Below are 19114 nucleotides of genomic sequence, written 5' to 3' on the forward strand. Positions count from 1 at the left end.
GGCTTACGCGCTCACGCAACCGCCCTGTTCAGCCGCTCGATCAGCCGGGCGCGCGCCGCGAGCACTTCGGCCGCCTTGCCGTGGAGCAGATCGCGTTCGAGGAAATGCGCGGTGAGCTTCAGCCCCGCGAAGACATCCTCCCACTCCGCCGGCCCGCCCGCGATGACGAAGCGCGGCAATGCCAACAGCCGGGATTCGTAACCGATCGCCCCCGATCGGCTGACCGCGATCCCGCTCTTGGGGCTGACAAAGGCAAGGTCGTCGTTCACCCCGGTCGCCGCGCAGCGCTCCAGATCCAGCCCGAAACCGAGCTCGGCCAGCATCAGCAGCTCGTACCGCACCAGCGCCGCCGCCCAGCCGCGCGCCGCGGGCGCCGCCTCGATCGCGTCGAGCAGCCCTTCAAGCGCGGAATGGAGCAGCGGATAGGGCTGGCCCTCGGGCAGCGCCGCAGCGGTGAGCGCGGTCGCCCATTCGAATGCCGCGGCGGGCAGCGGCTCGCGGAACATCGGCGCGCGGCTATGCATCAGCTCGACGGTGAGCGCCGGCAATTGCTCCTCGGTCCGCGCGCGCCAGTCGCCCAGGATGACGTTGCCCGGCTGGAGCACCGGGCGCAGCTGCCGCGACCGCCCGCCGCGGACATAGCCCGCCATCAAGCCCGCCTCCGCCGTCAGCGCGCGCACGATCGCCCCGGATTCGCCGTGCGGGCGGATCGCGAGGACGATGGCGGGGGCGGCGAGGTGCATCGCGACGATCTACCGCGCGCGCGGCGAAACGGGAATGGCCGGCCGCCGCCCTAGCGGGCGCCGCGTGCACCTATGCGACATTCGCCCCCGCAAGGACGCATCCGGCGGCACGGCCTAAAGCCAACTTCGTCCGCCACATGTTCCGCGTTGCCCTCGCGCGGCCCCGCCGTCATCACCCGCGAGCGGCTGCGGACGACGCTACGGCCTTCCAATCAAACTATTGAAAAATCGCGGAAATGAGGACGCGCTTTCCTACACGAACCAAATAGGTTATACACTTCAGCCAACCGATCCGGAAACCGCGAAAGAGAACGCCATGCCTATCCGCGCCGCAGCCGCTTCGAGAATTTCTCCAGCCCCACCGCCTCGGTCAGCGCCTTGCCGCTCGCCACCGCGCGGTTGAAGCTGCCCAGCGCGGTGGTCGCGGCGCGGTTGGCGATGCTGGGGCGCAGCAGCAGCAGGTCGAGACAGGCGACCGCGTCGGTCGAGAATTGCCTTTTGTGCTGCCCCTCGCCCTCGGTGAAGTCGAAGCGGGCGAACCTGCCTTCGTCGAACAGGTCGCGGAACGCCTCCATCTGCAGCACCGCGCCGGGCGAAAGGTCGTTGAACGCGGTGTCGTGGCCGACATATTCGTAGATCAGCGTCTCCCCCGCCGCGGGGCAGTAGAGATAGGCCGCGGGCTTGCCGCCGATGTACAGCAGCCAGGCACGCACCTCGTCCGCCGCCGCCCTTTCCAGCATCGTGCGCACGAATTCGGGCGTATCGGGCAGCCCCTCCCCCATCAGCCTTTCCTGATAGGTGTTGACCGCGATGCCCCGCGCGATGCCGTGGAACAGCTGCAATTCGGCCGGGGTGCGAAAGCGCCGCACGTCGAGCTGCCCGCCGGAAGCCTGCGCCACCTTCTTCGCCTTGCGCTTCACCCCCTGCCGCGCGTTCGAGGACAGGCTGGCAAGATAGCCCTCATGGCTGCCGGTCAGGTCGGCAAAGTAGCGCATATAACGCTGCCGCACGAAGCCGATCATCCCGCCCGAGGCGAGGGTCATCGCCTCCAGCCGGTCCTCGGGCAGCGAGGTGACGACATAGCCCTGCGCCGCGTCGGGCAGCGGCGGCAGCGGCGGCAGCCGCCGCTCGCGCGCATCGTCGAGGCTGATCGCCACCGGCACCAGCGTCCGCTTGACGCGCAGCACGGTGCGCGCGCCGATGCGGAAGTTGAGCGCGGCCGCCGCGACATGGGTCACGCGGCGCGCTCCGCGACGAGGTTGGACCAGAGCTGCTGCGCCTGGCGGATGCGGGTGCGGATCAGGCTGGGGCCGAGCGGCACGTCATTATGGTCGAGCGGCAGCCCGGACAGCTCCGCGAAATGCGTGGTGACGAGCGCGGCACGCCGCTCGTCGAGCATCCGGCACAGCGCCTCGAACCGGCCGACATGCACGGCATTGGCGCGCGTGCCGGCGCGGTTGGCAAGCTCGAAGCCGTGGCTGACGATCGTCACCGCGGCATGGCCCGCACGCACCGCATGATCGAGCGCATCGCGCATCTCGGCGGTGGAGAGCGCGCAGATCTGGAAGTGGCGCAGATGCCCGGCGCGGTCCTCGATCAGGGTCACCGGCAGCTCGATCACGCCGCGATGCTCGGTCGGAGCGATCTGGCGCTCGTGCAGCCCGATCGCGCTGGGCCAGGGGTGCTCGGAGCCGTTGTGGCTGCTGTCGTAGCGGATGCCGAGCTCGGCGAGCGCGGTCAGCGTGTCGTCGCTCGCCGAATAGCTGCCCGAACGGAACGCGATCGGCCGCGGCGCGCCCGCGGCGACGAGCAAGTCTGCCGCCGCGCGAATCAGCTCGCGCTGTTCGGCGAGGGTGAAATCGATCAGCTCGAACGAGGCGTGCTTGCTCCGGTCCTCGGCGCTCGCGGCCGCCCAGTTCGGGTGAAGGTGCAGCTGCACCTCCTGCCCGGCCTCGAGGATCGCGCCCACCACGCGCCTGATCGGCTCGATGCCGTAAGCGACCGCGGGCATCGGATCGACGAAGAAGGTCGCCTTGAGATCATGCTGGGCGAGCGTGCGCAGCTGATAGCCGATCCCGACCCCCGCGGGCTCGAGCGAGCGTTCGGCGATGGCGTCGATGTCGAGCCCCGCGGCGTGATGACGCCACATCAGCTCGGTATCGACGGTCAGGAATGCGCGAGTCGGCATGACGCCGCTTTATCCTTGCCGCGTGAAGAAATCCCAAATTGGTGACTTCACAAAACCCTCCCCCGCCAGGGGGAGGTGGCAGGCGCAGCCTGACGGAGGGGGCGGTCAGCGACAACCGGACGGCGGGAGTCCCCCCTCCGTCGCCTTCGGCGCCACCTCCCCTGGAGGGGGAGGATCGATCACCGTGAATGGTAGAAATCATAGACCTGCTGTGCCACCGCAGCGCTCACACCGGGCGCCTTGCGCAGATCCTCAAGGCTCGCGCCGCGCACAGCGCGTGCCGTGCCGAAATGCATCAGCAGTGCCTTTTTCCGCGCGGGGCCGATGCCGGGGACCTCGTCGAGCGGGCTGGCGGTGATTGCCTTGGCGCGCTTCTGGCGGTGCGCGCCGATCGCGAAGCGGTGGACCTCGTCGCGCAGCTTCTGGATATGGAACAAGGCGGGCGAGTTGGTGGGCAGCATCCGCTCGCTGCCGTCCATCAGGTGGAACACCTCGCGCCCCTCGCGGCCGTGATGCGGCCCCTTGGCGACGCCGACCAGGCAGACATCCTCGATCCCCAGCTCCTCCAGCACCGCGCGCGCGGCGTTGAGCTGGCCGCGGCCACCGTCGATCAGCACCAGATCGGGCCAGATGCCCTTGTCGCGGTCCGGATCCTCCTCCTGCGCGCGGCTGAAGCGGCGCGTGAACACTTCGCGCATCATCGCGAAATCGTCGTCGGTCGCGGCGCTCTTGATGTTGAACTTGCGATACTGGCCGGTGCGGAATCCCTCCGGCCCGGCGACGATCATCGCACCGACCGCATTGGTCCCCTGGATGTGCGAATTGTCATAGACCTCGATCCGGTCGGGCGGCTCGGCGAGACCGAACAGGTCGGCGATGTCGCGCAGGATCTTGGCCTGGGTGGTCGACTCCGCGAGGCGCCGGTCGAGCGCCTCGACCGCGTTGCGCTGGGCCTGCTCCATCAGCCTGCGCCGCGCGCCGCGCTGGGGACGGCTGATCTCGACCTTGGACCCGGCGCGCTCGCACAATGCCTCGGCGAGGACCGGAGCGTCGGGCAAGTCGCGGTCGAGGAGCACCGTCCTGGGCGGCGGCACCTCCTCGTAGAATTGCATGAGGAACTGGCTCAGCACCTCGTCCTCCGGCACCTCATTGGTGTGCGCGGGGAAGAACGCGCGGTGGCCCCAATTCTGCCCGCCGCGGATGAAGAAGGCCTGGATGCCCATCACCCCCTGCTTGCACGCGAGCGCGAAGATGTCCGCGTCGCCCACCCCCTCGGCGTTGATCGCCTGCGACCCCTGGATGAAGGTCAGCGCCTTCAGCCGGTCGCGCAGCACCGCGGCCAGCTCGAAGTCGAGATTCTCGGCCGCGGCCTGCATCTGCTCCCCGAGCTTGGCCTGGACCTTGGTCGACTTGCCCATCAGGAAGTCGCGCGCGTCGGCGACGAGCTCCTCATAGCCGTCCTTGTCGATGCGATCGACGCACGGCGCCGAGCAGCGGCGGATCTGGTAGAGCAGGCACGGCCGGTCGCGGGTGTTGAAGAACCCGTCGGTGCAGCTGCGCAACAGGAACAGTTTCTGCAGCGCGTTGAGCGTCTTGCGCACCTGCCCCGCCCCCGCGAACGGGCCGAAATAGTCGCCCTTCACGCGCCGCGCGCCGCGATGGAGCTGGACGCGCGGGAAATCATGGTCGCCGCGCAGCAGGATGTAGGGGAAGCTCTTATCGTCGCGCAGCAGCACGTTGTAGGCGGGGCGGAAGCGCTTGATCAGCTGCGCTTCGAGCAGCAGCGCCTCGGCCTCGTTGTTGGTGGTCACCACCGTCATCGAGCGGGTCTGCGCGATCATGCGGCGCAGGCGGTTCGAGAGCTTGGCCGGCTGGGTATAGTTGGCGACCCGGTTCTTGAGCGCGCGCGCCTTCCCCACATAGAGCACGTCGCCGCGCGCATCCTGCATGCGATAGACGCCGGGCCGCGCGGGCAAGGTCTTCAGCACGTTGCGGATCGCCGCCACGCCCGCGTCGAGGTCGGGCGTCTCCGACCCGCGTACGGCGTAGGTCGCGGTCTCCTCATTGAAGCGATTGGGGGAATTGGGGTCCGACATCGTCGTCGCGATGTAAGCGGATTGCGCCGCACTTTCCATCTGATAGCCTGTGCAAAACCATATCGGGGGATTTGTCACATGCGTATGCTCGCCACCCTGCTCGCCACCTCGCTGCTCGCCGCGCCAGCGCTCGCCGGGCCGGACTTCGCCCCCGCGGTGGATGCGGACTATGCCGCGCATCTCGAGAAGCTGTTCCTCGACTTCCACAAGAACCCCGAGCTGTCGTTCAAGGAGACGCGCACCGCCGGAATCATGGCCAAGGAGCTGCGCGCGGTTGGCGGGATCGAGGTGACCGAGGGCGTCGGCGGGACCGGCGTGGTCGGGGTGATGAAGAATGGCGACGGCCCGGTGGTGCTGGTCCGCGCCGACATGGACGGCCTCCCGCTCAAGGAGGACAGCGGCCTGCCCTATATGTCCACGGTGACCCAGACCGACATCGACGGGGTGGTGAAACCGGTGATGCATGCCTGCGGGCACGACGTGCACATCACCTCGCTGATCGGCACCGCGCGCCAGCTCGCCAAGATGAAGGACAAGTGGAAGGGCACCGTGCTGTTCGTCGTCCAGCCGGGCGAGGAGCGGATCGACGGCGCGCGCCGCATGCTCGCCGACGGACTCTATACGCGCTTCCCCAAGCCCAATTACGCCGTCGCCTTCCACGTCACTGCGGGCATACCGACGGGCAAGATCGGGCTGGAGCCGGGGATCAGCAGCTCGTCGTCGGACAGCGTCGACATCACCATCCACGGCATCGGCACCCATGGCGCCGCGCCGCATATGGGCAAGGACCCGATCGTGATGGGGGCGGAGATCGTGATGGCGCTGCAGACGCTGGTCAGCCGCGAGATCGCGCCGCTGAAGCCCGGCGTGGTCACGGTCGGATCGTTCCATTCGGGGTTCAAGCACAACATCATCTCGGACAAGGCCGAGCTCCAGCTGACCGTGCGCTCGGACGACGAGGACACGCGCAAGAAGCTGCTCGACGGGATCAAGCGCATCGCCGCGAATGTCGGTCGCATGAACGGCCTGCCCGAGGACAAGCTGCCGCAGGTGAAGGTCGGCTTCGAATCGACCCCCGTGACGCTCAACGACCCGGCACTGACCAAGCGCGTGCGCGGCGCCTTCACCAGCGCGTTCGGCGACGGCATCATCCATTATGAGGAGCGCGCCGGGATGGGCGCGGAGGACTTCGCCTATTTCATCCATAAGGACACCGGCGTGCCCGGCGCGTACTTCGTGGTCGGCGGCACGCCCCAGGCGGACATCGATGCGGGCAAGAAGGGCGGCAAGCCGGTCTCCGGCCACCATTCGCCCTTCTTCAAGATCGATCCCAAGCCCTCGGTCACGCTGGGCACCACGGCGATGACGGTGGCGGTGCTCGACCTGCTCAAGAAGTGACGGCGCCGGGCGGACTGTAGTTGGTCGAAAGCCGATTGCGGGCAGCCGCGGCCGGCCATAGCCTCCTGCGCATCACAGGGAGGATGCCATGAAGCTTGCCGTTGCCGCCGCGGTGCTGCTCGCCGCCGCCACGCCGATCACCGCGCAGAAGGCGACGCCCGCGATCACCGCCGCGCTCGCCGACGCGTCGCGCCCGGCCGATCAGCGCGCCCGCGACGCGACGCGCAAGCCAGCCGAGCTGCTGGCCTTCGCCGGGATCAAGCCAGGGGACAAGGTTGCCGATTTCGTGATGGGCGGCGGCTACTGGACCCGCATCCTCTCACCGCTAGTCGGGGCGAAGGGACGGGTCTATGCCTATCAGCCCGAGGAGTTCATCAAGTTCCGCGCCGCCTATGCCGACGAGCAGAAGACCGCGGTCGCCGGCCTTTCCAACACCGTTGCGCTGAGCGATAGCCTCGCGGCGTTCAGCTTCCCTGAAAAGCTCGACGCGATCGTCACTGTGCAAAACTATCACGACATGTTCCTCGCCCCCTTCCCCAAGGGCACGGGCGAGGCGGTGACGCGCAAGCTGTACAATTCGCTGAAGCCCGGCGGCGTCTTGCTGGTGGTCGATCACGTCGCCAATGCCGACCCGGAGAACAAGGCGCCGACCGCGCTGCACCGTATCGACCCGGACGTGGCGCGGCGTGAGCTCGAGAAGGCCGGCTTCCGCTTCGCCGGCAAGCTCGATCTGCTGCGCAACAGCAGCGATCCGCACACCGCCGGCGTGTTCGATCCCGCGATCCGCGGCAAGACCGACCAGTTCGTATTCAAGTTCGTGCGGCCGCGCAGCCAGTGATCCGGACCGTCATCGTCTCGGTCGCGCTCGCTGCGGCACCTTTCGCATGGGCGAACTCGACCGTCGAGGCCGAGCTGGCCGCGGTGGGCAAGCCAGCGGCCATCTTCGTCACCGGCGGCGGCGTGGACCAGGGCTATGCCGAGGGGCTTGCCGATCCGGCGACCGGCCGGGAGCTGACGGTCGACACGCCGGTGCGGATCGCGAGCAACACCAAGACCTTCACCGCGGCGGCGGTGCTGCGGCTGTGGGAGCAGGGGCGGATCGATCTGGATGCGTCGATCGGCGGCCTGGTCAACCCGCGGCTCGACCGCATCCTGCGTGCCGACGGCTATGACACCCGAGCGATCACCGTGCGCCATCTGCTCAGCCATAGCGGCGGGCTGTACGATCATGGCGGCGACAAGCGCTTCGTCGAATCGCTGATGACCAATCCGGGGAAGGTGTGGACGCGCGAGGCGCTGGTGAAGCTCGCCACCGACTATGCCGATCCGCAGAGCAAGCCGGGCACCGAGTTTCGTTACTCCGATACCGGCTACATCCTGCTCGGCGACATCGTCGAGCGGATCACGGGCAAGACGCTCGCGACGTCGGTGCGCGAGCTGCTCGAGCTCGACACGCTGGGATTGAAGGCTACCTGGTGGGAGATCTACGAAGCGCCGCCCAAAGGCGCCGAGGGCCGCGCCAAGCAGTATATCGGCGACAGGGACGTCACCGCGGTCGATCCGTCGATGGACCTGTTCGGCGGCGGCGGGCAGCTGATGTCGGCGCGCGACCTCGCCACCTTCTTCAAGGCGCTGTTCGAGGGCCGCGTGTTCGACAGGCCCGAGACGATCAGGGAGATGTTGTGGAAGGGACCGCACAAGAATGCGGACACCTATCGCCTCGGCATCTTCGTGCAGCAGACGCCGAAGGGCGAACGCTATTGGCATAGCGGCTTCTGGGGCACCTATGCCGCTTATGCCCCTGCGAGCGGGATCGCGCTGGGCGCGGTGACGACGCGGCAGGGGACAAAGCCGCTGATGCCGCTGGTCGACCGGCTGATGCATCAGGCGCCGTAGGTTGTTTTCCAATCCTCCCCCGCCAGGAAGGTGGCAGCCGCAGGCTGACGGAGGGGGCGGAAGCGCACCGCTACGTTCTGGAATCCTCCCCTCCGTCACGCTTCGCGTGCCACCTCCCCCTTTGCGGGGGAGGATTTTTGATTCGTCCTACGCCGCGTCACTTCCAGTCGGCACGCGCCTCCTTGCCATCGAGGAACGGGCGCACCGTCGGCACCAGCTCCGGCGCGAGGAACATGTCGTAATGGGTGCGGCCGGGCAGGATCGCGAGGCGGTGCTTCGTCACATGCTCGCGCTGCCATCCGCCGTCGCGCTGGCCGCCGCCCAGCAGCTTGAAGAACTCGACGCTCGCCTCGGGCCGCCACATATCGGCGTCGCCGACCACCAGCATCACCGGCATGGTCAGCGCCTTCACCTGCGCCGACCAGTCATAGTCGCGGCGCATCAGATCTCCCATCTGGTCGAGCAGCTTCGGGAAATCCTGCGGCCGCGGCGCACGGGCGACATAGCCCGTGTACATCGGGGTATCCTTCATCATCGGCGCCATCGCGGCGGTGAGCTGGCGCTGGATCGGCACCATCTCCGGCTGGATGCCCGACGTGGCGTGCGTCATCGACACCAGCGCGAGGCGGCGCACGCGCTCCGGATGCTGCGCGGCGAGCTGGAAGCCGACTCCGGCGCCCATCGAATAGCCCAGCACGTCGACCTGCCTGAAGCCGAGCTTGCCAAGCAGCGCGTCCATGACCTTGCCCATCGCCTCAAGTCCGATCGGGCGGTTGCCGAGCGGGGTGCGGCCATGACCCTGCAGATCGACCGCGATCACCTGGCGCCCAGCGGCGAGCGCAGGCAGGATCGGCGCGAACATGTCGATCGAGCCGAGACCGCCATGCAGCAGGAGCAGCGGCTCGCCCTGCCCGCGGACCTCGTAATAATAGGCGATCCCGTCGATCTCGACGGTGCCGCTGCGGGCTGGCGCGAGCTGCGAAGTAGCCGGCGGCGCGGCGGTCTGGGCCTGTGCGGCCACAGGCGTGGCCAGCGCCGCGACGGCGACCAACAGATGCGAGCGGATGCGTGCGAACATGTCTTCTTCTCCTGTTTCGGCGTGCACGCTTGCACGCCTGCTACCGGACGACGAACGGCGATCGCCGGATTCGACACGCGCTCCGAAAAAAATCGCCCGCGCAGCGCGAACCGCGCGGGCGACACCGTCAGAAGCGGAAGCCCAGGCCCACCGTGCCCTGATGGCGGCCGCCTGCAAGGCCGTCATAGTCCGAATAGCGATATTCGGTGCGGATCAGGAAATTGCCGGCGTTGAACTCCGCGCCCGCGCCCAACCGGTAGCCGCCATAATTGTCGCTCCCCTCGAAATCGGGCGAAGCCGTCGTCGCGGGGTCGTTATAGCTGCCGCCGCTGCGCAGGTTGGTGTAACCGGCCTTGCCGTAGAGCATCACATTGTCGCTCACCACCGCACCCAGGCGGCCGCCGATGTAGAGATCGCGACCGGTATGGAAGCACGCGCGATCCCCCGTCACGGCGACGTTGCTCGCGCAGCCCTTGCGGGTCGATCCGGTCACCTCGCCCTCGACGCCGTAGCGCAGCTTGCCGGCGGCCAGATCGTAGGTGACGGCACCGCCATAGAGCAGGCCGTTGTCGTTGAAATCCTCGCTGCCGACATGATCGATGCCGGCCACGGCCACCACGCTGGGGCCGGTGAACGGCTCGGCTTCCTGTGCCACGGCGGGGGCGGCTGCCAGGACTGCAGGCAGAATCAGGGCTTTTGCGAAAATACGCATGGTGTTGCTCCTCAATGGTTGGGGGTGCCGGCAAGGGGGCCGGCAAAGCGATACGCGATTGCTCCTCGAGCAGAACCCGGCCGCTGCATATCGACCGAAACGATGGATCGTTTCGGAGCCGGGCCTTTATTTGCCCGAATTATGGCGTGCCGAATTTCGTTCGCCGCAACGCTGAACCTCAGATCAACGGCAGGTGTCAGAGTCTGTTTGGAAATGCGCTTTCCGCGCATTTCCAAACAGACTCTCAGGCGTCGAGGACTTCGCGCACCTTGAAGGCCAGCTGCTGCACCGTGAACGGCTTGGCGAGGAAGGCCACGTCATGGTCGAGCATGCCGTTATGGACGATGGCGTTGCGGGTATAGCCGGTGGTGTAGAGCACCTTGAGCCCCGGCCGCTTCTCCCGCGCGCGGTCGGAGAGGATGCGGCCGTTCATGTCGGGCATGACGATGTCGGTGAACAGCAGGTCGATCCGGGGCTGGATCTCGAGCACGGTCAGCGCCTGATTGGCGTCTGCCGCCTGCACCACGACATAGCCGAGCTCGCGCAGCGCATCGACCGACATGTGCCGCACGCCCTCCTCATCCTCGACCACCAGGATGATCTCGTCCCCCTTGGCGCGCGGCAGCTCGCCCGGAGGCATGACGACGCCCGGCACGTCCGCATCCCCGAAGTGCCGCGGGATATAGAGCTTCACCGTCGTGCCGACGCCCGGCTCCGAATAGATCTTCACATGCCCACCCGACTGCTTGACGAAGCCGAACACCTGGCTGAGTCCGAGGCCGGTGCCCTTCCCCACGCCCTTGGTGGTGTAGAAGGGGTCGAAGGCGCGCTCGATCACCTCGGGCGGCATGCCGGTGCCGGTATCGGTGACCGAGACCATGACATATTGCCCCGACAGCACTTCGGCATGCGCGGCGGCATAGGCATCGTCGAGATGCGTGTTCGCGGTCTCGATCGTCAGCCGCCCGCCGTCCGGCATCGCATCGCGCGCGTTGACGCACAGGTTGAGCAGCGCGTTCTCGAGCTGCGCGCCGTCGATGAAGGCCGGCCACAGTCCGCCCGCCAGCACCGTCTCGATCCGGATATTCTCGCTGATCGTCCGGCGCAGCAGCTCCGACATCCCGCCTACCAGCTTGTTGGCGTCGAGCGCCTTGGGCGCGAGCGGCTGCTGGCGCGAGAAGGCGAGCAGCCGCGCCGTGAGCTGCGCGGCGCGCTCGGCACCTTCCATCGCGTTGCCGATGCCTTCGAGTGCCTTGTCCGGATCGCTGTCGAACCGCCGCTTCGCCATGTCGAGGCTGCCGATGACGATCGCGAGCATGTTGTTGAAATCATGCGCGACCCCGCCGGTGAGCTGGCCGATCGACTCCATTTTCTGCATCTGGCGCAGCTGCGCTTCCGCCGCGGCGCGGCTCTCGGCCTCCTCGGTGATCTTGCGATTGGCCTTGAGCAGCGCCTCGCCCACCTCGATCGCGGCCTTGGCGCGGCGGCGCGCGTCGCGGGCGGCATAGGCGGCGAGCGCAAACACCGCCAGCGCGCCCGCGATCAGCCACAAGGTGAGCCAGGCCGACCAGCTCGCCAGCGCTTCGGAGCGCGCCGTCAGCAGCCGGTTCTCCTCCGCCTTCATCGCACCGATGATCGCGCGGCACCGGTCCATCAGTGCCCTGCCGATGCCGGCGCGGACGATCTCGGCCGCTCGGTCGAACTGTCCCTTGCGCGCCTGATCCAGCCCTACCGACAGCCGCTCGACCCGAGCCTTCGCGCACTGCGTCAGCCGGTCCGCCGCGGCGAGCTGCCCGGCGTGATCCGCCACCATCGGCTTGAGCGCGGCAAGATCGCCGCCGAGTTGGCGGCGGCCGTCGAAATAGGGCTGGAGATACACCGGATCGCGCGTCACCAGATAGCCGCGCTGCCCGGTTTCCGCGTCCTGGAGCCGCGAGCGGATCGTGCTGAGCTGCTCCTGGACCTTGAGCGTATGGACCACCAGCCGCTGCGCTGCCTGCTGGCGTTTGAACAGAACCAGCGTGCCCAGCACCGCCGCCGCGATCACGGCAAAGCCGATGATCAGCGCAATCAGCCCACGGTCGCGACGAGCGTCCCCCATGCATTTGAGAATACGCGAAAAAAAAGGCGCGGCAAGCGCCACGCCCTTTTTCGGAGGATTAGCGCGGCGGCAACCTTAGTTGAGCCGCGAAAGCCCCGCGATGGTGCCGTCGACCAGCGCCTTGTCCGCGCCTGCATCATGCTTCTGGGCGATGATCGCCGCCGCAGCCTTGGCCGCCGCTTCCGCGGTGCGCGCACGGACCTGATCGATCGCAGCACGCTCGGCCGCGGCGATCTTGTCCTGCGCCATCTTGGTGCGACGCTTGACCAGCTCGTCCGCATCCTTCTTGGCCTTGGCGACCAGCGCCTTCGCCTCTTCGTCGGCATGCGCGACCATCGCCGCCGCCTGCGTCTCGACGCCGGCGAGCTTGCGCGCATATTCGTCGCGCAGCGCCTCGGCCTCGGTGCGCAGCTGCTCGGCTTCAGCCAGGCGCGTGCGGATCGCCGCGATCTGCTTGTCGAGCATCCCGCCGATCAGCCTGGGCACGCCCTTCCACAGCGCGACGGCAATGAGGATCGCCATCGCCGCCGCAACCCACATCGTCGCGTCGAGGCCAAGTGCGGTGGGCTCGGCATGATGCTCCGCGCCCTTTGCTTCGGTGCCCGCGTGCGGCATGCCCTCGAGCTTGTCGGCGTTTTCCAGCCGGTTCGCAACCTCGGCCGAGGCCGGAGGCAGGGCGTGCATATTGTCAGCCATTGGCGATCACCGTCTTCACCGCGCTGCGCGCTTCCGCCGCAGTCGCCTTCACGCCGGAAAGGCGCGCGACGATGTCCTGCGCCGCGTCCGCCGCGACCGATTCGATCTCCGCCAGCGCGGCGTTGGTGGAAGCGGCGATGCGCGCCTCGTCCTCGGCCAGCTTGGCGTTCAGTTTCTCGGCAGCGCCGGCGAGCGACTTGGCGGTCGCCGCAGCGGCCTTGTCGCGCGCCTTGGCGAGCAGGGCCTGAGCCTGCTCGCGCGCCGCATTCTCCTGCTGCCGCCAAGTCTCCTCGGCCGCATCGGCCTGGGCGCGCGCGGCTTCGGCAGCGGCGAGATCGTCGGCCACCGACTTGTCACGGCTGTCGATCGTCCCCTGCACCTTGGGCACCATGCCGAGGCCCACGACGAAGAAGACGAAGCCGAAGGTCAGCAGAAGCCAGAAGATCTGCGACGCATAGGTCGCGGCGAGCTGGGATATCTGAGGCATCGGGATTCCCCTTCCGCCGCCGGACGGGTCACCGCCCGGCGTGGAAGTTCAGTGTTAGGCGACGAAGATCAGCAGGACCGCCACGACGAACGCGAGCAGGCCGAGAAGCTCGGCGGCCGCGAAGCCGATGAACATGTTGCCCTGCTGGCCGGCGGCCGCACCCGGGTTGCGCAGCGCGCCCTGCAGGAAGGCGGCGAACACCGCGCCTACGCCCAGCGCCGCAAGGCCGGCGCCAACCGCCGCGAGACCTGCACCGAGGAGCTTTGCTGCTTCTGCGTCCATGATTCTAACTCCAGTTCAAAAGTTCAAAGGTTCAACGAAAAGACGGATCAATGATGCTCGTGCAGGTGCACGGCATCGTTGATGTAGAGCGAGGTGAGCAGCGCGAAGACATAGGCCTGCACGCCCGCCACCAGCAATTCGAGCGCCGAGACGCCGACCATCAGCGCAAGGCTCGCCGCGCCCACCGGGATCGCCCAGCCGGTCGGGCTCGACATGATGACAAAACCGGCCAGCACCTTGAGCAGGATATGGCCCGCGGTCATGGCGACGAACAGACGCAGCGCGAGGCTGAACGGGCGCACCATGAACGACACGAACTCGATCGGCACCACCAGCAGCAGCACCAGGAAGGGGGTGTCACCGGGCACGAACAGCTTGAAGAAGCGGAGGCCATGCTTGGCGAAGCCGACGATCAGCACGATCGAGAAGGACAGGATCGCCAGCACGCCGGTGACGGTGAAATGGCTGGTCGCGGTGAAGGGATGGACGCCCGGGATCAGGCCCAGCGGCAGCAGGCCGACCACATTGGCGAACAGTATGAACATGAACAACGAGAAGACATAGGGAAGGAACTTGCGCCCTTCCTTGCCGATATTCGCTTCGAGCAGCTTGTCGATGAAGCCGGTGAAGCCCTCGACCGCCATCTGCCAGCGGCCCGGCACGACCTGGCGCTTCATCCCGCCCAGCATGAACACGAACAGCAGCGCCGCCGCCGCGATCATCCACACCGCGCTGTTGGTGAAGGCGATCTGATGCCCGCCCACGTTGAACATGTCGGCGATCGACTGCACCTCGAACTGGTGCATCGGGTCGATCTTGCCTGCTTCTTCAGCCACGTCCGCTTCCCATGTAACCGAAGCGCCCGAAAGTCATTTCGAGCGCTGGTTCGAAATCCGAATGATGTTCCTGAAAGCACTGACGACCCCGAGGGTCAGCAGCGCCAGCAGGAGCCACGGAGAGGTGCCGAGGAAATAATCGAGCGTCCACCCGATCACCCCGCCTCCCAACAGCCCGCCGATCAGCTCGGCGAGAACCCGGTTGCCCATGCGATAGTCGCGCTGGCCTTCCCCGTTGCCCTCGCCCTTGCGGATCGCCTCTTCGGATCGTGCTCGCGCCAGCCGCTCGTTGAGCGAGGTGATGCGAGAATCCTCCTTGAGGGGGTCCAGTCCGGGCTCGTTCTCGGCCATTTCGTCTCTCCTCAGTGCCCCGACAACTGGCAGGTCACTAAGCTAAACGCATGTACCGAGCGGCAAGCCCGCCAAGGCACGCGCGCTTTAGAAAGGGGGGTGCCCCGAGTCAACCGCAGTGCTTATTCCTCCCCGGCACGGGGAGGGGGGACCAGCCGCAGGCTGGTGGAGGGGGAGCACGGCAAGGGTGTCCGGTGCGGGTAGCCCCCTCCACCACCGCTTCGCGGCGGCCCCCTCCCCGTGCCGGGGAGGATATTGCGCCTTCCCCGCCCCTGCCGCTACGCTCTCCTCATGGGGGAAGCCGACAGCGCTGGAATCACCGACGGCACCGGCCATCGCGCTCGGCTGCGCCAGCGGCTGCTGAGCGATGGCGAGGGGCTGCTCGATCACGAGCTGGTCGAATACCTCCTCGCGCTGGCGATTCCCCGGCGCGACACCAAGCCGCTGGCCAAGGCGCTGCTCCACGAGTTCGGCGGGATCGCCGGGCTGCTCACCGCCGACGCGGAGGCGATCGCGCGCGTGCCCGGCATGGGCGAGACCTCGGTCGCCGCGCTCAAGATCGCGCATGCCGCAGCGCTGCGGCTGCTGCGCGGCGAGGTCGCGGCGCGGCCCGTGCTCGCGAACTGGCAGGCGCTGCTCGATTATCTCCGCGCCGACATGGCCCATCACGCGATCGAGCGTGTGCGCGTGCTGCACATGAACAGCCGCAACATGCTGATCCGCGATGAGCTGATGCAGGAAGGATCGGTCGACGAGGCGCCGGTCTATGTCCGCGAGGTGATCCGCCGCGCGATCGACCTCGGCTCGGCGGCGATCATCCTGGTCCACAACCACCCCAGCGGCGATCCCGCCCCCAGCCGCGCCGATATCGAGCTGACCCGCAACGTGGTCGAGGCAGGCAAGCGGCTCGGCATTGCGGTGCACGACCACATCATCATCGGCACCGAGGGACATTCGAGCCTGCGCTCGATGGGGCTGATGTAGTCCCACAATCCTCCCCCGCCAGGGGGAGGTGGCAGGCGCAGCCTGACGGAGGGGGCGGAAAGGGTGCGCTCAAATTTCGCGAGGCGACGCCGCCCCCCCTCCGACGCATTCGGCGCCACCTCCCCCTGGCGGGGGAGGATTGCTCACTGCGCCGAATAAGTCACCGCCTCGATCTTGTTGCCGTCGGGGTCGAACAGAAAGGCGCCATAGTAATTGGCGTCATATTCCGGGCGCAGTCCGGCGGTCCCCCGTCACGCCCGCCATGCGCCAGTCCCTCACGATAGAATGCATCGACATCGGCCCGCCTTCGCGCCTCGAAGGCGATATGCGTGCCGTTGCCGCCCGTCGCCGGCTTGCCGTCGAGCGGCCGCTCGACGCTGAACGCGAACACGCCCGAGCCATAATCGAGCGACTGATCGTCCTCGCTCACCAGCCGGTAGCCGAGCACCGGGATCACCGCCTGATAGAAGATGCGCGAGCGCGCGAGATCGCTGCTGCCCACCGATGCGTGATGGATCATCCTTGCTCTCCTTCGTCCATTGAAAACGGCCGCCGGACCGTTGGGGTCCGGCGGCCGCGGGACGGGAGATGCGAGGTTCCCGTCCCCGAAGTGGCGGCTTCGCTTACGAAGCGCCGGCGGGGGTAAGGAAGGTCTTGAGCTCGTCCTTGTTCACCGAACCCGACTTATCCTTGTCGGCCTGAGCAAGCGCGGCGCTCAGCCATTGCTTGTCGGCAGCCGATTCGCCCTTGAAGGCGGGCTCGCTGGCCGAGCGCAGCGCGACCATCCAGCTGTTGAACTCCTCGGCCTTGAGGCTGCCGTCGGCATCCTTGTCATAGGTCGGGAAGCCTTGGTCGACGACGGCCGCGATCTGCGTCGCATTGGCCGGCTGCTGGCCCTGCTGGGCCGGTGCAGGCTGCTGCTCCGCGGTCTGCGCGGGCTGCTCGGCCGGGGCCGCCGGCTGGGCGGGAGTGGCCTCCTGCGGCTGCTGCGCGGTCTCGGCCGGCTGCTCGGCTGGTGCCGGAGTCTCGCCGGACTGGGCCGGCTGTTCAGCGGGAACCGGCGATGTTTCCTGTGCAGGAACCTCCTGCGCAAGCACCGGCGCCGAAATCATCACAGCCCCTGCAAGAAGAATGGATTTAAGCATGGAATATCTCCTAAGTCATTCTATCCGCCTATTTGTGTATGCAGATAGGATAGCTCGATTGATCTGCAACCATTCAACCCGTTGCATAATTATCACGTTCCACAATTAAATTACCCATCCCCTCAACTTGACGTCGAATGACTTCAACTCGTCACGAATCTGTTTCCAATTTGCGATGAGCCGAGTGAATTTAGTTCACCAAGGCACCGTTTGCCCGAAGGGATCGGCTTTGCTAGGGCGCCCGCGCAGCACGAAAGGCATCCCATGGTCCCCCGCTATTCCCGCCCCGCCATGACCGCGATCTGGTCGCCCGAAACCCGCTTCGGCATCTGGTTCGAGATCGAGGCGCACGCGACGGAGGCGCTGGCGGAGCTGGGCGTGGTGCCGAAGAGCGCGGCCAAGGCGCTGTGGGACTGGTGGACGACCAAGCCGGCGATCGACGTCGCCGCGATCGACGCGATCGAGGCCGTCACCAAGCATGACGTGATCGCCTTCCTCACCTGGGTCGCCGAGAATGTCGGCGAGGAAGCGCGCTTCATGCACCAGGGCATGACCAGCTCCGACGTGCTCGACACCTGCCTCGCCGTGCAGCTGGCCCGCGCGGCGGACATCCTGCTCGACGATCTCGACCAGCTGCTCGAGGTGCTCAAGCGCCGCGCGTTCGAGCACAAGCTGACCCCGACGATCGGCCGCAGCCACGGCATCCATGCCGAGCCTGTGACCTTCGGCCTCAAGATGGCCGAAGCCTATGCCGAGTTCGCCCGCAACAAGGCGCGCCTCCAGGCCGCCCGCGCCGACATCGCGACCTGCGCGATCTCGGGCGCGGTCGGCACCTTCGCCAATATCGACCCGCGCGTCGAAGCGCATGTCGCCGACAAGCTCGGCCTCGCGGTCGAGCCGGTTTCGACCCAGGTGATCCCGCGCGATCGCCATGCGATGTTCTTTGCGACGCTCGGCGTGATCGCCAGTTCGATCGAGCGGCTCGCCGTGGAGATCCGCCACCTCCAGCGCACCGAGGTGCTCGAGGCCGAGGAATATTTTTCACCCGGCCAGAAGGGCTCGTCGGCGATGCCGCACAAGCGCAACCCAGTGCTGACCGAGAACCTCACCGGCCTCGCCCGCATGGTGCGCAGCGCGGCGATCCCGGCGATGGAGAATGTCGCGCTGTGGCACGAGCGCGACATCTCGCACAGCAGCGTCGAGCGCTATATCGGCCCCGACGCGACGATCACCCTCGACTTCGCGCTCGCGCGCCTCACCGGGGTGGTCGACAAGCTGCTCGTCTATCCCGCGCGGATGCAGAAGAATCTCGACCGGATGGGCGGGCTCGTCCATTCGCAGCGCGTGCTGCTCGCACTGACCCAGGCCGGCGTGTCGCGCGAGGACAGCTACCGTCTCGTCCAGCGCAACGCGATGAAGGTGTGGGAGAGCGACGGCGAGCTCTCGCTGCTCGAGCTGCTCAAGGCCGATCCCGAGGTGACCGCCGCGCTCTCCCCGGCCGAGATCGAGGAGAAGTTCGACCTCGATTATCATTTTCGCCAGGTCGACACGATCTTCGCGCGGGTGTTCGCAGAGTAAGGCCCGCACTTCACCCCGTCATTCCCGCGAAGGCGGGAATCTATTGATGCTGAGGCCGAGGCTCCATCCGCGCCGTCAAGGCGAATGGATTCCCGCCTTCGCGAGATGGCGAAGCCTTACGCAATTGACGCCGCCGCCAGTTAGTGTGACGCTCCTGTAACACAACAGGAGATCCGGCGATGGCCAAGGCGAAGAAGAGCAAGTCGGCAAAAGCGGGCAAGCTGCCCAAGACCGTCGCCGGGATCGAGCTGCCCAAGGAGCTGCGCAAGCAAGGCGCCAAGCTGCTCGATCTGATCAAGAACCCGATGGTCGGCGATCTCGTCGCCGCGGGCCTCGTCGCGCTCGCCGCCAATGTCCGAAATCAGGGCAAGGCCGCGGACACCGGCGACGCGGGCAAGACGAAGGACAAGGGCACCACCGCCGAGGCGCTGGGCCGGACCGCCGCGACGCTCGCCACCGTGGTCGCCGCGCGCGCCGCCGAGAAGATCACCAGCAAGCTGGCCGAACCGCCTGCGCCGCCGTCCGCGCCGGCCGCCGCTGCCC

At 67.3% G+C, this 19114-nt stretch carries 20 protein-coding genes; 6 read left to right on the top strand and 14 right to left on the bottom strand.

Going from position 1 to position 19114, the window contains the following annotated elements; genetic code table 11:
- Positions 1-11: 11 nt before the first annotated feature.
- The 4 genes from recO to uvrC form a co-directional block, all read right to left on the bottom strand.
- Positions 12-743, bottom strand: a complete 732-nt coding sequence (gene recO, locus VGD28_RS06135) for a DNA repair protein RecO (protein WP_331027449.1) — start codon at positions 741-743, stop codon at positions 12-14.
- 320 nt (positions 744-1063) lie between these two features.
- Positions 1064-1981 carry a GNAT family N-acetyltransferase gene (locus VGD28_RS06140; protein WP_331027450.1) on the bottom strand — a complete coding sequence of 306 codons (918 nt, stop codon included), beginning with the start codon at positions 1979-1981 and terminating at the stop codon, positions 1064-1066.
- Complete coding sequence (locus VGD28_RS06145) at positions 1978-2931, bottom strand: polysaccharide deacetylase (RefSeq protein WP_331027451.1); 954 nt, start codon at positions 2929-2931, stop codon at positions 1978-1980. The genes VGD28_RS06140 and VGD28_RS06145 overlap by 4 nt, the downstream gene beginning before the upstream one ends.
- Positions 2932-3110: 179 nt before the next feature.
- Positions 3111-5027 carry an excinuclease ABC subunit UvrC gene (uvrC, locus tag VGD28_RS06150; protein WP_331027466.1) on the bottom strand — a complete coding sequence of 639 codons (1917 nt, stop codon included), beginning with the start codon at positions 5025-5027 and terminating at the stop codon, positions 3111-3113.
- Between the two features lie 78 nt (positions 5028-5105).
- Here uvrC and VGD28_RS06155 point away from each other — a divergent pair, with 78 nt between their 5' ends.
- The 3 genes from VGD28_RS06155 (at position 5106) to VGD28_RS06165 (ending at position 8321) form a co-directional block, all read left to right on the top strand.
- Positions 5106-6425, top strand: coding sequence for an amidohydrolase (locus VGD28_RS06155; protein WP_331027452.1), 1320 nt, complete (start codon positions 5106-5108; stop codon positions 6423-6425).
- An 88-nt stretch (positions 6426-6513) separates the two neighbouring features.
- A complete protein-coding gene (locus tag VGD28_RS06160) occupies positions 6514-7263 on the top strand; it encodes a methyltransferase (protein WP_331027453.1) in 750 nt (249 codons plus the stop codon).
- Complete coding sequence (locus VGD28_RS06165; RefSeq protein ID WP_331027454.1) at positions 7260-8321, top strand: serine hydrolase domain-containing protein; 1062 nt, start codon at positions 7260-7262, stop codon at positions 8319-8321. The genes VGD28_RS06160 and VGD28_RS06165 overlap by 4 nt, the downstream gene beginning before the upstream one ends.
- Positions 8322-8478: 157 nt before the next feature.
- On the opposite strand, the gene VGD28_RS06170 is transcribed toward VGD28_RS06165, so the two are convergent.
- The 8 genes from VGD28_RS06170 to VGD28_RS06205 form a co-directional block, all read right to left on the bottom strand.
- Positions 8479-9399 carry an alpha/beta fold hydrolase gene (locus VGD28_RS06170; protein WP_331027455.1) on the bottom strand — a complete coding sequence of 307 codons (921 nt, stop codon included), beginning with the start codon at positions 9397-9399 and terminating at the stop codon, positions 8479-8481.
- Between the two features lie 127 nt (positions 9400-9526).
- A complete protein-coding gene (locus VGD28_RS06175) occupies positions 9527-10111 on the bottom strand; it encodes an outer membrane protein (protein ID WP_331027456.1) in 585 nt (194 codons plus the stop codon).
- Between the two features lie 244 nt (positions 10112-10355).
- Entirely contained in the window at positions 10356-12212 is a 1857-nt protein-coding gene (locus tag VGD28_RS06180; protein ID WP_331027457.1) for a CHASE3 domain-containing protein, read from the bottom strand.
- A 75-nt stretch (positions 12213-12287) separates the two neighbouring features.
- Positions 12288-12908 (bottom strand): F0F1 ATP synthase subunit B, encoded by a 621-nt coding sequence (locus VGD28_RS06185; RefSeq protein ID WP_331027458.1) that lies wholly within the window; start codon positions 12906-12908, stop codon positions 12288-12290.
- Positions 12901-13395: an ATPase gene (locus VGD28_RS06190; protein WP_331027459.1), complete on the bottom strand. Its 495-nt coding sequence runs from the start codon at positions 13393-13395 to the stop codon at positions 12901-12903. Before VGD28_RS06190 ends, VGD28_RS06185 begins: the two co-directional genes overlap by 8 nt.
- Before the next feature lie 54 nt (positions 13396-13449).
- Positions 13450-13677: a hypothetical protein gene (locus VGD28_RS06195; RefSeq protein WP_066573537.1), complete on the bottom strand. Its 228-nt coding sequence runs from the start codon at positions 13675-13677 to the stop codon at positions 13450-13452.
- Positions 13678-13724: 47 nt separating this feature from the next.
- A complete protein-coding gene (locus VGD28_RS06200; RefSeq protein WP_331027467.1) occupies positions 13725-14483 on the bottom strand; it encodes a F0F1 ATP synthase subunit A in 759 nt (252 codons plus the stop codon).
- A 63-nt stretch (positions 14484-14546) separates the two neighbouring features.
- Positions 14547-14864: an AtpZ/AtpI family protein gene (locus tag VGD28_RS06205; RefSeq protein WP_331027460.1), complete on the bottom strand. Its 318-nt coding sequence runs from the start codon at positions 14862-14864 to the stop codon at positions 14547-14549.
- Positions 14865-15155: 291 nt separating this feature from the next.
- On the opposite strand from VGD28_RS06205, the gene radC reads away from it, so the two are divergent.
- Positions 15156-15848: a RadC family protein gene (radC, locus tag VGD28_RS06210; RefSeq protein WP_331027461.1), complete on the top strand. Its 693-nt coding sequence runs from the start codon at positions 15156-15158 to the stop codon at positions 15846-15848.
- A 160-nt stretch (positions 15849-16008) separates the two neighbouring features.
- Here the strand turns inward: radC and VGD28_RS06215 are convergent, their stop codons facing one another.
- Both VGD28_RS06215 and VGD28_RS06220 read right to left on the bottom strand, forming a co-directional pair.
- Positions 16009-16368: a VOC family protein gene (locus tag VGD28_RS06215; RefSeq protein WP_331027462.1), complete on the bottom strand. Its 360-nt coding sequence runs from the start codon at positions 16366-16368 to the stop codon at positions 16009-16011.
- 103 nt (positions 16369-16471) lie between these two features.
- Entirely contained in the window at positions 16472-16960 is a 489-nt protein-coding gene (locus tag VGD28_RS06220; protein WP_331027463.1) for an EF-hand domain-containing protein, read from the bottom strand.
- A gap of 297 nt (positions 16961-17257) precedes the next feature.
- Between VGD28_RS06220 and purB the strand changes: the two genes are divergently transcribed.
- Together purB and VGD28_RS06230 are read left to right on the top strand one after the other, a co-directional pair.
- The gene (gene purB, locus VGD28_RS06225) at positions 17258-18571 is read left to right on the top strand and encodes an adenylosuccinate lyase (protein WP_331027464.1); all 1314 of its coding nucleotides are present in this window, start codon (positions 17258-17260) and stop codon (positions 18569-18571) included.
- A gap of 179 nt (positions 18572-18750) precedes the next feature.
- Positions 18751-19114 (top strand): hypothetical protein (locus VGD28_RS06230; protein WP_331027465.1); only part of this gene is annotated, 364 nt, incomplete at its 3' end.

It is taken from the genome of Sphingomonas sp. (assembly GCF_036402235.1).
Lineage (GTDB): Bacteria > Pseudomonadota > Alphaproteobacteria > Sphingomonadales > Sphingomonadaceae > Sphingomonas.